At 49.9% G+C, this 14,762-nt stretch carries 20 protein-coding genes; all 20 read right to left on the minus strand.

The annotated features are described in order from the left end of the window. Positions 1–7: 7 nt before the first annotated feature. The 20 genes from nusB to J7E85_RS06340 all read right to left on the minus strand — a co-directional run bounded on the left by nusB (position 8) and on the right by J7E85_RS06340 (position 14,655). A complete protein-coding gene (gene nusB, locus J7E85_RS06245) occupies positions 8–466 on the minus strand; it encodes a transcription antitermination factor NusB (RefSeq protein WP_215156030.1) in 459 nt (152 codons plus the stop codon). A gap of 177 nt (positions 467–643) precedes the next feature. Continuing rightward, positions 644–877, minus strand: coding sequence for a DUF2273 domain-containing protein (locus J7E85_RS06250; protein WP_215156032.1), 234 nt, complete (start codon positions 875–877; stop codon positions 644–646). Between the two features lie 15 nt (positions 878–892). Beyond that, a complete protein-coding gene (amaP, locus tag J7E85_RS06255; protein ID WP_215156034.1) occupies positions 893–1,432 on the minus strand; it encodes an alkaline shock response membrane anchor protein AmaP in 540 nt (179 codons plus the stop codon). A 72-nt stretch (positions 1,433–1,504) separates the two neighbouring features. Beyond that, entirely contained in the window at positions 1,505–1,918 is a 414-nt protein-coding gene (locus J7E85_RS06260) for an Asp23/Gls24 family envelope stress response protein (RefSeq protein WP_009591235.1), read from the minus strand. A gap of 118 nt (positions 1,919–2,036) precedes the next feature. After that, on the minus strand, positions 2,037–3,380 hold the full coding sequence (accC, locus tag J7E85_RS06265; RefSeq protein ID WP_215156036.1) for an acetyl-CoA carboxylase biotin carboxylase subunit: 1,344 nt from the start codon (positions 3,378–3,380) through the stop codon (positions 2,037–2,039). 54 nt (positions 3,381–3,434) lie between these two features. Continuing rightward, positions 3,435–3,938, minus strand: a complete 504-nt coding sequence (accB, locus tag J7E85_RS06270; protein ID WP_215156038.1) for an acetyl-CoA carboxylase biotin carboxyl carrier protein — start codon at positions 3,936–3,938, stop codon at positions 3,435–3,437. Between the two features lie 169 nt (positions 3,939–4,107). Beyond that, positions 4,108–4,980 (minus strand): SpoIIIAH-like family protein, encoded by an 873-nt coding sequence (locus J7E85_RS06275; RefSeq protein WP_215156040.1) that lies wholly within the window; start codon positions 4,978–4,980, stop codon positions 4,108–4,110. Between the two features lie 65 nt (positions 4,981–5,045). Then, positions 5,046–5,690, minus strand: coding sequence for a stage III sporulation protein AG (spoIIIAG, locus tag J7E85_RS06280; protein ID WP_215156050.1), 645 nt, complete (start codon positions 5,688–5,690; stop codon positions 5,046–5,048). A gap of 14 nt (positions 5,691–5,704) precedes the next feature. After that, on the minus strand, positions 5,705–6,427 hold the full coding sequence (gene spoIIIAF, locus J7E85_RS06285) for a stage III sporulation protein AF (protein ID WP_215156052.1): 723 nt from the start codon (positions 6,425–6,427) through the stop codon (positions 5,705–5,707). Positions 6,428–6,468: 41 nt separating this feature from the next. Continuing rightward, positions 6,469–7,620 carry a stage III sporulation protein AE gene (gene spoIIIAE, locus J7E85_RS06290; RefSeq protein WP_483311302.1) on the minus strand — a complete coding sequence of 384 codons (1,152 nt, stop codon included), beginning with the start codon at positions 7,618–7,620 and terminating at the stop codon, positions 6,469–6,471. A 72-nt stretch (positions 7,621–7,692) separates the two neighbouring features. Then, the gene (spoIIIAD, locus tag J7E85_RS06295) at positions 7,693–8,082 is read right to left on the minus strand and encodes a stage III sporulation protein AD (protein ID WP_071223846.1); all 390 of its coding nucleotides are present in this window, start codon (positions 8,080–8,082) and stop codon (positions 7,693–7,695) included. Positions 8,083–8,092: 10 nt separating this feature from the next. Continuing rightward, positions 8,093–8,296: a stage III sporulation protein AC gene (gene spoIIIAC, locus J7E85_RS06300; RefSeq protein WP_007129715.1), complete on the minus strand. Its 204-nt coding sequence runs from the start codon at positions 8,294–8,296 to the stop codon at positions 8,093–8,095. Between the two features lie 16 nt (positions 8,297–8,312). Further along, positions 8,313–8,831 (minus strand): stage III sporulation protein SpoIIIAB, encoded by a 519-nt coding sequence (gene spoIIIAB / locus J7E85_RS06305; protein ID WP_215156056.1) that lies wholly within the window; start codon positions 8,829–8,831, stop codon positions 8,313–8,315. Further along, positions 8,824–9,822, minus strand: a complete 999-nt coding sequence (gene spoIIIAA / locus J7E85_RS06310) for a stage III sporulation protein AA (RefSeq protein WP_215156064.1) — start codon at positions 9,820–9,822, stop codon at positions 8,824–8,826. Before spoIIIAA ends, spoIIIAB begins: the two co-directional genes overlap by 8 nt. A gap of 98 nt (positions 9,823–9,920) precedes the next feature. Next, the gene (locus J7E85_RS06315) at positions 9,921–10,187 is read right to left on the minus strand and encodes a YqhV family protein (protein ID WP_076320872.1); all 267 of its coding nucleotides are present in this window, start codon (positions 10,185–10,187) and stop codon (positions 9,921–9,923) included. A 201-nt stretch (positions 10,188–10,388) separates the two neighbouring features. After that, complete coding sequence (locus tag J7E85_RS06320) at positions 10,389–11,642, minus strand: aspartate kinase (RefSeq protein WP_215156248.1); 1,254 nt, start codon at positions 11,640–11,642, stop codon at positions 10,389–10,391. Positions 11,643–11,883: 241 nt separating this feature from the next. After that, entirely contained in the window at positions 11,884–12,441 is a 558-nt protein-coding gene (efp, locus tag J7E85_RS06325; protein WP_076320870.1) for an elongation factor P, read from the minus strand. Between the two features lie 91 nt (positions 12,442–12,532). Next, a complete protein-coding gene (locus J7E85_RS06330) occupies positions 12,533–13,603 on the minus strand; it encodes a M24 family metallopeptidase (RefSeq protein ID WP_215156066.1) in 1,071 nt (356 codons plus the stop codon). 30 nt (positions 13,604–13,633) lie between these two features. Continuing rightward, on the minus strand, positions 13,634–14,080 hold the full coding sequence (gene aroQ / locus J7E85_RS06335; protein WP_076320868.1) for a type II 3-dehydroquinate dehydratase: 447 nt from the start codon (positions 14,078–14,080) through the stop codon (positions 13,634–13,636). 77 nt (positions 14,081–14,157) lie between these two features. Next, complete coding sequence (locus tag J7E85_RS06340; RefSeq protein ID WP_215156068.1) at positions 14,158–14,655, minus strand: YqhR family membrane protein; 498 nt, start codon at positions 14,653–14,655, stop codon at positions 14,158–14,160. Positions 14,656–14,762 lie beyond the last annotated feature (107 nt).

The raw sequence follows: 14,762 nt of genomic DNA on the forward strand, positions 1-14,762 counted from the left end.
GTACAGATTAAGACTGACGCAGTTTCACCTTGACTTGATCCAGCTCCTGAATCATCCGGCCCAGTACGCCGTTGACGAATTTCCCTGACTCCTCGGTTCCGAAATGCTTGGACAACTCAATCGCTTCATTAACAGCTACCTTGCCAGGCACATCTTCACGGGAAGTCAGTTCATATACAGCCAAACGCAGGATTTGACGATCCACACGGGAAAGACGACTTACCTGCCAGCCTTTTAAATAATGAGCGAGCAGTTCATCAATCGAATCCTTGGATTCCCAGGTTCCATTGACTAATTGCAGCACATACTCCTTCACTTGAACTTCGTCGCCGATGACCCGCTCGGTCTCATTTTCTTCGGCCGCTTCCGAGAGCAGCATCGACACGGCTTCCACACTGTCGACTTCGTTCATCTCCATCTGGTAAAGGCTTTGAACGACAATCTCTCTTACTACACGTCTTTTCATTTTGTTCCTCCTGTGGACCCTGCTGAATCCATTTTTCTAATTATTATGATCCATTTGCCGTCAAGACTTGACAACATTTAAAAGGTCAAAAAAAAAACCTGCGAATATCTCTCTCCGCAAAAAGGGCGCACTACACCTGTCCTCAGCATTTTTTCCGGAGAAAGCATATCACAGGGTTCATTTAAACGGCCGCCAGCGCTCGGAAAGCCATCGTCCCCATTCCTGAAAGTGGAATATGGAACCCTGCTTCAGATCCTTACGCTTGCCAAATATATAGCCGATAAATACCACTAATGCAAAGAACAGCATATCCCAAAAACCGGATAATAAGTAAATCAGTCCGCACACAAGCCCGCCGGTCACCCCGGCAATTCTTCCTCTGTGACTCTCCCATATTTCTTTCCAAGGCATTTGGGAAGCTCACCTCTATTCCACGCGGCTCTTGAAGCTTGGTGCCTGAACCACGTTAGCAATATACACGGATACGGATGACACGGGTATTCCTGTTGTATCTTCAACAAAGTCGTGCACCTGCTTCTGCACTTCCGTTGTCAGCGTAGGAATGGACTCCTCACCATCAACCACGGCGCGAATCGCAATATCAAGACCCGATTGGGATACCTTGATCCGGGATTTCAAATCCTTGATTCCACGGACGCGCGAAGCCGCCTTGAGGCAGAGATTCTCAATCGTCTCCACAGAGATTTGGATGTCACCAAATTCCGTGCGCTGATCGATGGAATTCAGGTTCGAGCGATCGCGCCTTACGGAGATGTAGAAGAAACGGATGCTCAGCAAAAACAAAACCGCAGCTACGATAATTCCAGCCCAGAAAAGGCGTTGTTCCTGAACGCTTGTTAATTCATACGGAACAGCGCCACTCAACAGGAGGATGGCAACTACGGATATAACACCGATACTTAAGCTGTAGATAAACAGCAAAAGTCTGTCCATTAATTTGGCCACGATTCAGCACAGCCTCCTTAAAATTAGATTAAACCCTCGACATCGCTGCCCAGGGCTAGCCTGAAAGTATTCTTATTTCACGCGCTGAGCCAGATCCAATTCTTCCGTCTTCTCTACGGATTTCATGAAATGGACATCATGAATATGTACATTGACTTCAATCACCGTAAGCCCTGTCATATTCTCAATCGAACGTTTCACGTTGCGCTGGATTTCTCCGGCTACTTCAGGAAGACGATGACCATACTCCACGATAACGGATACGTCAACAGCTGCTTCCCGTTGTCCAACTTCCACTTTAACACCCTTGGATAAATTCTTGCGTCCGAGCAATTCGGCAATGCCGCCTGCAAAGCCGCCGCTCATCCCTGCAACCCCACGTACTTCTACCGTAGCAAGTCCAGCGATGACTTCAATAACTTCCGGAGCGATCTGAATTTCACCAATATCTGTACGTTCAAATTCTGTAGGCAAAGTTTCCGCCATTGTCTCAACACACCTTTCGGAATAAGTTAGCGGATGCACCCCAACTGCTTAAGGCATGCGCTCTTATTACTCATACTATACCATTTGGCCAAGTTTATGACAAACTTGGCCAAAGGTTTCAAATCTCATTTTCTTCCAGAAATTTAATATCGAAGTCACCCTTCAAGAAGGTAGGATGCTTGAGCAATTTCTGGTGGAACGGGATGGTTGAATAGATCCCTTCAATCTCGAATTCCGCCAGTGCGCGCCTCATCTTCGCGATGGCTTCATCGCGGGTCGGCGCCCATACAATCAGCTTGGCAATCATCGAATCATAATAAGGCGAAATGGTATAACCGGGATATGCCGCACTGTCTACCCGCACGCCAGGACCTCCTGGAGGCAAATAGAACTGAATGGTTCCAGGCGCAGGCATAAAGTTCTTGTCAGGATTCTCGGCATTAATCCGACATTCGATGGACCAGCCATTAATAACAACTTCCTCTTGCGTGAAAGAAAGCATGTTGCCCTCGGCAACGGAGATCATTTCCTGAATCAGATCAATCCCAGTCACCATCTCGGTCACCGGATGCTCCACCTGAATCCGCGTGTTCATCTCCATGAAGTAGAACTGACCGTCCTGGCCGAGCAAAAATTCAAGTGTACCTGCCCCGGAATAGTTAACGGCCTTTGCGGCCCGAACGGCGGCTTCGCCCATCCGGCTGCGTACCTCTTCACTTAGCACCGGACAAGGAGCTTCCTCAACTAGCTTTTGTCTCCGGCGCTGCACAGAACAGTCACGCTCCCCGAGATGCACGGCGTTGCCATGTTTGTCGGCGATAATTTGAATCTCTACATGCTTCATGCCAGTCAAATATTTTTCCAGATAGACGCCTGCATTGCCGAAGGCCTTCTGGGCTTCCTGCTGTGCGTTTGTAATCTGTTTAACCAGCGATTCTTCATCCTCGGCGATCCGAATTCCTTTACCTCCGCCACCTGCAGTAGCCTTGATAATGACGGGATATCCGATATCGCGGGCAAGCATAACGGCCTCATTCAAATCCTCGACCAATCCGTCGGATCCCGGAATAACCGGAACACCTGCATCCCTCATCGTCTGCTTCGCAACAGCCTTATCTCCCATACGGTTGATCGCATCAGCGGAAGGACCGATAAAGGTAATGTTGCAGAATTCACAAATCTCCGCGAAATCTGCGTTCTCGGCCAAAAAGCCATACCCGGGATGAATGGCGTCACACTCGGTCAGTGTAGCAACGCTCATGATATTGGTAAAATTCAAATAGCTGTCTTTCGATAACGTAGGGCCGATGCAATAGGCCTCATCCGCCAAGCGAACATGCAGGGATTCCCGGTCCGGCTCCGAATATACGGCCACCGTTGCGATGCCAAGTTCCCGGCAGGCCCGGATGATACGAACAGCAATCTCTCCCCGGTTCGCGATTAGCACTTTTTGAAATGTCATGCAGTAACCTCCTTCGGACTCTTGCGACTCTCGTTCTTGGCGAGTCCCTCCATATTACTCCGGTTTCACCAGAAACAGAGGCTGCCCGAATTCTACAAGTTGACCGTTCTGTGCAAGAACCTCTACGATTTCGCCTTTGATCTCTGCTTCCAGTTCATTCATCAGCTTCATGGCCTCAATGATGCAGACCGTCGATTTATCAGTCACCTTGTCCCCGGGGCTGACAAATGGCCCAGCCTCAGGCGATGGGGAACGATAGAAAGTTCCTACCATCGGTGATACGATTTTATGTAATGAGCTGTTGCTATCCTCCACGGAATCCTGCTGTGGTGACGCTGCAGGTGCTTGATTCGCCGTATTCGGCTGTACGATCTGTGGTGCCATCACTTGCTGTGCCGGTATGAACGCTTGCGGCGCTGCCTGATAGTTGTTAACCACCTCGGCTGCATTGGGTTTCTTAATGGATAAGCGTGTACCTTCGCTCTCAATTTCCAGCTCATGCACGGATGTTTGATCCACCAGCTTAATAAGTTCCTTGATTTCGTTTAATTTAAACATTATCGACGTTCACTCCTTCACTTTCTTGGAAGCCCTTGCTTAGGACAGTCAGTCAATAGCTTAGAGTATTATATCACAATCGAGCGAAATAGAAAGAGCCCAAGGCAATCCTTAGACTCTTTCGGTTTTATCGTATATCCGTGATTTATGTTGAAATCTGCGGACAAGCTTATGGCGCAACATATTGAACGGTTACTTTATCCGGCGAAACCTTCAGTTCCTTCATCACAAGACTCACGATGCCGGCTGCACCTTTGGCATCGAGTTTCTCACTCAGTACGACCACATTATACTTCTCGCTCTCTTCCTTCACAACGGCGTTTCCGTATTGCTGCTGAAGGGCTTCTTCGATGCTGAGAATCACTTCCTCTCTCGCTTCGGCCGATTTCAGCTGCTCGGTAGCTTGAGCTGTTTGCTCCGGCTTGTTTTCATGATTGTCGATCTTTGTCATTAACTCATCGTATAATTTCATATTTTTTTGTGAGCGGTCCAATTTATAGGACTCCAACTGGGATGCTGCAGATGTTGCATTGGCAGCCACTTGCTCCAGAACTTCTTCATCCGATTTCTTACCGTTGCTGGTGCTGCTTGTGTCTTTGGAGTCCTTGGCTTCCTCTTTGCCTGTGCTGCTAGCATCTTTGGAATTCTCAGCTCCCTCTTGGGATTCCTTCACTTCCGGCTCTTCCGTTTTACCGGCTTCGCCGCTGGCTTTTCCTTGATCCCCTTGCTCACCCTGTGTTGCTTCTGCAGGGTCTTCCGTACCGGCCGCACCTGTATCGCCCGTTGCAGTCCCCTGCTCATTGGCACCGGAATCACCATCAGTACCTTCTTCAAGCACTTCGTTCACAACGAGCTCGTCGCCAGTGCCTGCGGTTCCGTTTGCTTCTTGTCCGGCGCCTGGCTTCTGACCGTCCACTTGCGTGCTCTCGGCAACCGGTGGCGCTTTCGTTCCCGAATCGTCGGTGAATAAGTAGTAGGCTGACAGGATGACCATCAAACTGAGCATGGATACTAACCATATGGTTTGTCTTTTGTTATTCATTTGAACGTTTCCTCCTTTGAATGAAAACCTTGGCACGAATGATCGGATCATTCGAGAGGCTGCGGTTATTCCTGTTTACGCGGGACAACGGATATACGATAAGACGGGACATTGAGGCCTCGCTGGATCGCATCCACGATCAAGCTCTTTACAACATCATTCTCGGCTCCCTTGGCTACGACGAGCACCCCCCGGACTTGAGGTTTGATCTTCTTGGTGACGATCGGCGTTTCTTCCCCGGAAGATTCATAGGTGACAATCTGGCCATCACGCTGATAACTTGTTACATGGCGCTTACCTCCGCTAGCATCGGTTTCCTCCGTCAGTTCCTGTGTATCTTTCATGTCACGCTGGACGACCAATTCCTCTGTAGATTCCACAGTCACCATGACATCGACGGACCCAACCCCAACAATCTGTTCCAGCATGGTTTTAGTGCGCATTTCAAAATCCTGCTCGATACTTTCAAACTCACCGCCGCCGCTGGTTGAAGTTCCGCCTTGGGTCGTTGAGACCGCGGCCGTCTCCGGCGGCGGCTCGCGACCGATATTCTCATGATCCAGCTTCTTCACATTGACGAAGGAGTTGAACAGCATAATCGCAACGCCGATCAGACCAAGAATGATCAACCACCTGAAGGTTTGCATTTTTCTTGCTCCGCCAGCGCTTCCGCCCAGCCATTGCTCCAACCGCTTCAACCAATTTCCCATCATCCTCACCTCCGCTACAGCTTTTTATCCTGCTCCTGCCCTGGCATATAGATCGTGATCAGATCCGGCTCCAAATCCCACCGGCGGCTAATGTAATTCCGAACCGGCTCTGCTCTTTCTTCCTCGGCCTTGCTCACTGCTTCTGCATTCGTTTTCGCCGCAGTCTTCCCATCCCGTTCCGATTGCGCGGATTCAACATTCACCTGAACGGAATCGACAGGTTCTATGCCGATGGGTTGCTTATCATCGCCGTTCTCTACCTCTGCATTCTCCGATTCACCTCCAACCAGTCTTACGTCAACAGATCGTATCGTAGCGCCTGAATACCCCTTGTCCTGCCTAGCAACTGCAGCCAGCACCACCTTGACCTCCTGAACCGCTTCCCCCGTTTCTGCCGCAATCTCTTCTTTCATCACCCGGGCTAATTCGTTGCCTGCCCACTGAAGGCTTTGACTCTGCTGCGTTTCCTTCAGCTTCTCGGCCTGTGCCAGAATATGCTCCAGCTGAACCTCCTCCGGCAGACCTTTCTCCTGCCGCTCCAGCTCCATCGCCAGTTGATTCTCGGGGGGATCCGTTATCAATGTGATAATCGGGCTAAGCAGCGTAAGCAGAATCAACAGACTCAGGACTAATCTGGCGTATCGTTCAAGCGCCTTGCCAGGCAGTATCAAATCAACGAAGGCTGCAAAGAGAACCACCATGATGACGCTTTTCAACCAACCTCCAAGCCAGTCCATTCGTCATTCCTCCTAAAGATTAGCCGCCGCTATATTCTGCCTCACCTCATCATGACGGTAATGTTGCCTGCCGTGAGCAGAATCGTGATGGCCAGGAAGAACATCATACTGACTGCGGCCAAAGCTGTAAAAACATACAGCATCGTCTTTCCGATCGTCTGCAGGCAGGTGCCGATCGGAGTGTCTCCGAGCGGCTGCATGACGGCCGCTGCAACGTTATATATCAAGGCAAGTGTCAAGATCTTGATCGCAGGGAATGCGCAAAGGAACAAAATAATGATGACCCCTGCCAGCCCGATGGAATTCTTGACGAGTAATGAGGCCGAGATCACGGTATCCGTTGCATCTGCGAACATCTTGCCGACTACCGGAACGAAATTGCCGGTTACATATTTGGCTGCCCGGATCGTCACACCGTCCGTAACCGAGCTGGTAAGTCCTTGAACGGAGATAACCCCCAAGAACACGGTAAGCAGCACACCCAGAACGCCCATCGAAACTCCTCGGAGCAGGTTGCCCAACTGGGTCAGCTTGTACTTTTCGGATAGCGAACTAACCAGATGCAGCAGAGCCGAGAAGAACAGAAGCGGGAACACAATCGTGCTGATCAGCGTACCTACCGTATGTACCATGAAGATGACTAGCGGATGAGCCACCGAGACAGTCACGACATTGCCCATCGAAGCCATCAGTGCAAAGAGCAAGGGAAGCATCGCCATCATGAAATCGATCATTTGGGTAATGGCATCCCGGGCATATCCAATCGCGATGCTGAAGCTGTTAACGGCAATGACCAGGACAACCATGTAACAAATGGTATAGGCAACCCGACTCACGGTGCTTTTTTCGAAGGCCGTCTGCAGATTCTCCAGGATCAGACTCATGATGCTCAGCATCACAATGGTCGCCAGCAGCTTGCCGTTATAAAGAACCTCGTGCCACAAATACTTTCCGATTCCGGACATAACCCCTTTGAAGCTAAGACCATCGCCGCCCGGCAGCAGCATATCCATCAGGGACGGCGTCTTTCCATCCGGGAAGAAACCGCCGTAATCCTTCATGAGCCGGTCCCAGTATTTCTCAACCTGGTCTGTCGGCAGCTGCTGCGTCTGCTGCTCTACCCACTCATCGGCCGGATTTGCTGCGGCAGCCGCACTTATCGTTCCGCAGAACAATCCGGACATAAACAACATCAGGATCAGTAGACGAAACACGGCCAAGCCTTTTCGAAGTATAACTCCTGTAACCATGTCCCCCCACCTTTTTCAAGCCGGGAGGAGCTTCAGGACCGTCTCGATGATGATCCCGATAATCGGTACAGCGAGCACCAATATGAGCACTTTTCCCGCCAGTTCTATTTTGGATGCGATCGATTCCTGTCCGGCATCTCGTACGATCTGGGCCCCCATCTCCGCAATATAGGCAATTCCGATGATTTTCAGTACGGTCTTCAGATAAATGATCTGGACACCGGAGTTCTCCGCCAAATCTTCCAGCATGGATAAGACATTTCCGATCTTCCCGATCAGGAACAGGAAGATGAGGAGTGAGGTCGCCACTGCCAGAAGAAAGGCAAAGAGCGGCTTCTGTTCCTTGACAACCAAGATCAGCACGGTAGCGATGATGCCCAGTCCTACCACCTGGATAATTTCCATATAAGTCCACCTACTGGAATAGAAAAATACTTTTGATTTCCTTGAGCAAATCGTCAAGCAGTCTGACGACCATAAACAGCACAACCACAAACCCGATCAGGGTTACCCAATGTGCCATATCCTCTTTCCCCATCTGTTTCAGGACGGTATGAATCATGGCAATGATGATCCCGATACCGGCAATCTGGAAGATGGCGTTCACTTCAATGTTCATTTCCCTTGGCACCTCGCTAAAAGATCAAAATGACGATCAATGCTCCAATGAGCAGTCCCAGACTTTTGCTCATCTTTTCATATTTGACCTGGTCATCCCTTGCCGCTGCTTCTTCATGCTTGAGCTGTCCCACGGCCAGAGCGATATGTTTGATCTGGTCCTGCCTGTCACTGGTGCCAAGAACGCCGCTTAGCTGCTCCAACACCTCACGCTCGGCACTCTTCATTGATGTTCGCTTCCAGTATTCGCCCAGTGCCTTGCGGATGCTGTCCTTTGCGGATAACCCATAATCGGGTCTCATGTAAAGCGCGGCTGAGGCAAATAAGGATCTGAGCGGTTCACGAAGGGAATCGCCAATTCGTTCCAGCGCATCGGGTAGCGGCGTCAAACCGTAGCTGATCTCCGTTTCAAGCCGTTGAAGCGCGAGAATAAGTTCTCGCAGCTGCCTGGGTCTTGCTGCGAATTGCTGGGCCTGGAAAAATCCGGCTAAAGTTCCTGCTCCCAGCACGAGCACAGCCCCGACCAGTTTAAGCATAGGCATCACCGCCCGGCGGACCGACTGCAGCCGTCTGAAGCGTTCGCTGACCTCCGTCATACAGTTTGTATGTTCTTTGGTCGCTTGTTCTACTGATAACGGCATACATCTCAAACATTCGGTTCTCCAAAAGACCGGCAAGTGCCGGTCGCCCCCGCATATCTTGTATGGATGAGCCATGTGCCGTTGCAATCACGCTAATTCCTGCATGCAAGGCTTCAATGACGGCTTCCGCATCCTCAGGCCGACCGATCTCGTCCACAATCAGCACATCCGGGGACATCGAACGGATCATCATCATCATCCCTTCAGCTTTCGGACAACCATCCAGCACATCCGTACGCGGACCTACGTCGAATCCAGGGACTCCGCGCAAACAACCGGCAATTTCAGAGCGTTCGTCGATGATGCCTACCTTCATTCCCGGCCAATGCACGGCCGAATTCCCCCACTTGCCGTAACTGATCTGCCTCGCCAGATCCCTGAGCAGCGTTGTTTTGCCCTGCTGAGGCGGGGATAAGATCAGCGAGTGCATCACCCTTTTCCGTTTCCGGTCGAGTAAATGCGGGATGATGTCATCCGCCGCTCCCTGAACCTCCTTGGCAATCCGGACATTAAATCCGCTAATATCCCGAATGTGTTCAACCTTACCACCGCTGAGCACCGTCCGGCCGGTGAGCCCGACCCGATGCCCCCCAGGTATCGTGATAAACCCTTTTCGCAATTCCTCTTCCATGGTGTAGAGGGAATGGTTACTGATTAGATCCAGCAACCGATGGGTATCTTCACGCGTCGGCTTATACGCCTCATCAGGCCGCAGTGTAAGCCCGCCACGCCGATCCAGAAAATGATGCTTGCCCGCCGAATTAATCTCCAGCGGACGTTCCTCCCGGATACGTACCTCCTCCACATGATTGAGAAGCTCATTCGACAGGCTCAGCAGCATTCGTTTGACGGTTTCGGGAAACAGGTCTAACCAATTCACTGTCATATCAATTTCCCCCAGGTTGTCCTTTTTGATCATCTTCTAATAAGAGAACTTCATATCCCATGTGTATGCTTGTACCTGAAAAATATGCAGCGAATCTATCATTTTTTTAGAACGCCGTATAAGAGACAGGAGACGCCGCACAAAATCCAGCCGATCTTCCCCCACGACAATTTATCCGCCATTCCCACAAGGCCTATGGTTGTTGTCAGAATCAGTACCAAAGGGCCCATGAAAGCCAGGGCCGAATTCACAGCCAGCGCTTTATCGACTTGGTTCAGACGCAGCATGATGATGGCCGCCACAATCTCGAGACTGCCGGAGAAAAAACGAAGCGTGGCCATACTAGCGACAAACTTGTCCAGCATGCTATATATCCTCCTTCTTCCTTGTTCACATGTGTGATGTTTAAAAATATGCGAGGTACTCTCGTTTTATCTCTATTTTTTCAATTTCATAGAAGCGAACTTTGAATCTTTCGGACAACGCAAAAAATCCCGGTCGCTATAGACCGGGATTACTCTATTTAATATCGATATTATTGCAGAAAATGATTACATAAAAAAAGGTTATCGCCGAACCTGCGGTCCGCCAACGGAAGCCTGCTGATCCGTATCCAATCCGTACGCGGTATGAAGCGCTTGTACGACACCTTCCAGATTGGCTCCTTCAATGACGCAGGATACCTTGATTTCGGACGTGCTGACCATTTTGATGCTGACCCCCTGCCGGGAGATAACATCAAACATTTGTGCGGCCACACCCGGGTGGCTGACCATGCCAGCGCCAACAATCGATACTTTTACCAGATGGTCTTCTGAGGTAACATCACGATACGGAGTTTTGCCGCGAATTTGTTCGATAACTGACAACGCACGCTCCCGATCGGCCAAGGAAACGGTAAAGGAAAAGTCTGCTTCGCCGTTCTGCACACCGCTCTGTACGATAATATCAACATCAATCGCTTCTTTTGCAAGCTCTCCGAACACTTGAGCCAAAACGCCTGGCGTATCGGAAACGCCCAGAATACTGATTCTTACCACATTCTTGTCAAATGCAATTCCGCTGACAACCACACCTTGTTCCATGCTTGTTTCCTCCTTAACAACCGTACCCTCGTTATGATTAAAGCTGGATCTGACAACAAGCTTCACTTGATTATGCTTCGCATACTCCACCGCACGCGGGTGAAGAACAGCTGCACCAAGATTGGCTAACTCCAGCATCTCGTCATAGGAAATCTCCTTCAACTTCCGCGCACATTTGACAACCCGCGGATCCGTGGAGTAAATCCCGTCCACATCTGTATATATTTCACATACATCCGCTTGGATGGCAGCCGCTAGAGCAACCGCCGTGGTATCTGATCCCCCGCGTCCAAACGTTGTAATCTCTCCGTCTTCAGACATTCCCTGGAATCCCGCTACAATGACGACATTTCCTTCGTCAAGAGCTTTAAACACGCGCTCTGGCATAATATCCGTAATGCGGGCTTTGCCATGGACCGCTTCCGTACGGAACCCCGCCTGCCAGCCGGTAAAAGACTTTGCCTTGCGTCCGAGACCGTGAATGGCCATGGATAGCAGCGATATGGATATCTGTTCTCCCGTGGTCATCAGCATATCCATTTCCCGCGCCGGCGGATTCTCGTTCAACAGCTTTGCCTGGTCAATCAAATCGTCTGTCGTATCCCCCATAGCAGACACCACGACTACACATTGATGACCTTCATCTTGTTTCTCTACAATTCTTCTGGCAACACGCTTCATACGTTCTGTATCCCCTACAGAGCTGCCTCCGAATTTCATGACGTACAGTGACAATGCTTCTTTCACTCCCCACTAATATCAGTATGTAACAGCATTCAGGTGGTTTCTCACTTTAAAACAGTATAATACGAAAGTAAGTCATCCCGTCAAGGCTTTTCAAGGCAAAAAGAACTCGGGCTTACCGCATCGGCTTTCGCCCATCACAAAAAAGACTCCCGTACATACGTACAGGAGTCTCGTTGTTTAGAAGATATTGGCACCCCGTCAATCGTTGAAGGGTCCCGTTTAAAGCCTGCTATGCACGGGAGATGTATTTACCTTCGCGTGTATCGATCAGAAGCACATCGTCTTCATTAATGAACAGCGGAACTTGTACATTCAGGCCGGTTTCCACTTTCGCACTCTTCGTTGCGCCCGTAGCCGTGTTGCCTTTGATTCCCGGCTCGGTTTCAACAACTTTCAGCTCCACGCTGTTAGGCAGGTTGATCCCGAGGATTTCCCCTTGGTAGCTGATGATGTTTACATTCATGTTCTCTCTCAGGAAGTTCAGTTCCCATTCCAGCTGCTCGCTAGTCAAGCTGAACTGATCGTAAGTTTCGTTATCCATGAATACATGCTCTTGACCGCTGGCGTAAAGATACTGTACACCACGATTGTCGATGATCGCGCGGCCAATCGTTTCACCTGCACGGAACGTCTTCTCAACGGTGTTGCCGTTGCGAAGGTTTTTCAATTTGGAACGTACGAAAGCTGCACCTTTACCGGGCTTTACGTGCTGAAAATCCAAAACGGTGAATATATCGCCATCTACTTCTACGGTCAAACCTGTTTTAAAATCGTTAACTGAAATCACTAAGATTCCCTCCTAAGGATGCGGTCTAATTAATATAGTACATCATTTTCCTAAAGTACAAATTCAAAAAGCTATCTTTTTGAACAGCCTTTTATAGCACAGTGTAGTCTTTGGACGAGCTTGTTAGTATATGAATACCCGATTCCGTAATGACGATATCATCTTCAATTCGGACACCGCCAAGCCCAGGCAAGTAAATGCCCGGCTCCACCGTTACCACCATACCCGGCTTCAGTACATCATCACTCAGCTTGGACAGTCTCGGAGATTCATGAACCTCCATACCCAATCCATGCCCCGTGCTGTGGCCAAAATATTCCCCGTATCCATAACGGGTTATAATATCACGAGTTAAGGCGTCTGCCTCGCGTCCTGTCATACCAGGTTTAATATGATCCAGTGCATGAAGCTGTGCTTCCAGCACGATATCATAAATCTCCTTCAGTTTAGGATCAGGACTTCCGAGCGCAACGGTTCTTGTGAGATCAGAGCAGTATCCGTCAAGCAGCGCACCGAAATCAAACGTAACGAATTCGTTCCCTTGAATGACACGCTCGCTGGCAACGCCGTGCGGAAGAGCCGAACGCTCACCGGAAGCGACAATGGTATCAAAGGAAGACGCTGTGGCGCCATGCTTGCGCATGAACATTTCCATCTCCAGATCGATTCCCCGCTCCGTTTTGCCGGCAGCCAGAATGGTCAGCACATAGCTGAACGTTTGATCAGCCAAATCGGCAGCCCGCTGCATAATGCTCAATTCTTCCTCATCCTTGAATATCCGCAGATCCTCTACAAGACCCGAAACCGGCACCAGGCTAATTGGCGCGAGCTGTTCCGAATAGGTGGAAAATACGCCGTATGTAACATGGTCCTGTTCAAATCCAAGCGATGTAATCCCCTCGGAAGATAGCAAATCCTTGACCGTCTCCATAACCTTCGGTCCATGCTCAACCACTTGAAACCCGACGGCTTGCTGTGGAGCTTGAGTCATATAGCGGAAATCCGTCAAGAGATAGGCATTATCCCGTGTGATCAACACATAGCCGGCAGACCCGGTAAAGCCAGTCAAATATCTGCGGTTGATCGGGCTTGCAACCAGCATAGCCGTTACGCCTTTGCCTTGAAGTTTCTCGCGCAGTTTAACCACTCGTTTGTTACTCATTCTAACCTCTCCTCTCACCCATTTCCCAAGCTATCCTTCTGGGTCGTTCAGGACTTGCAAAAGGGCCGACAAGCCCAGTGTGTAACTCGCTGCGCCAAAACCCGCGATTTGTCCGACAGCAACAGGTGCGATGACGGAGGTATGACGAAATTCCTCCCTGGCATGAATGTTCGATAGATGAACTTCCACTGTCGGAATACGGGCAGAACTGATGGCATCACGTACAGCGTAGCTGTAGTGGGTCAGTGCTCCCGGGTTAAGTAGTATGCCGTCCGCCTGTCCAATAGCTTCATGAATACGGTCGATGATAGCACCCTCATGATTAGACTGATAGAAGGTAATACCGATACCGGCGAGATCCGCCTGTTTACGCAAATTATCTTCGATCGCCTGCAGGCTGAGTGAACCATAAATGCCCGGTTCACGGAAGCCGAGCAGGTTTAAGTTCGGTCCGTTTATCACCCATATGGATTTCATAGGGCTTCCCACCTTTTCGTCAAATAACCAAAAGCTATTTTACCATAGGCGGCATAGGGTTGAGAAGTTTTTCTTGCTTAGCCCGTCACCTTCTTCGGTTCACGCAGTTTCTCGTCGGTGAATTCCTGCGCAATCGTATAACCGATAAATAGTCCCCATAATATAAAAATACAAACCTCCGAGATGTTTGTATCCCAAGACAGCTTCTTCACCGGGTCTGTCAGCCGAAGCCACGGATTGAGCGCGACGAACAGCACCGCCCACCATATGATTCCGTAAGCAATACCGGGCCACGGGCCCTTCAGCTTCCTGAACAAGGTGACATAGATGAGGGAAGCGATGACAGAAAACGCGATAAAGGACAGCCAACCGGCGATTTGTCCGGCAGTCGTCTTTAGGAACTCATGCTTGAAGAATGGCTCCAGCAAAAAGCCCGGAAGCACCTTCGTGAATTTTAACCAGTAAAATATCCAGACCACGCCCCCCCAAATCAGACCTGCGTAATAGCCCAGTTCCAGGGCAAACACAAATGGATTGGTGACCTGGTTCTGCTGTCGAAATCGATGTTCATGCATCTAATGATTCTCCTCTCTAAGTCATCGAAGTATTGCTCTTACTCCGTTCTTCTCTCAAAGTAGTATGCTCCGGTTCCCTTACGGCTAATCCAACTAGAAATTACTTT

The organism is Paenibacillus sp. ISL-20 (assembly GCF_018613005.1).
Taxonomy (GTDB): Bacteria; Bacillota; Bacilli; order Paenibacillales; family Paenibacillaceae; genus Paenibacillus_AQ.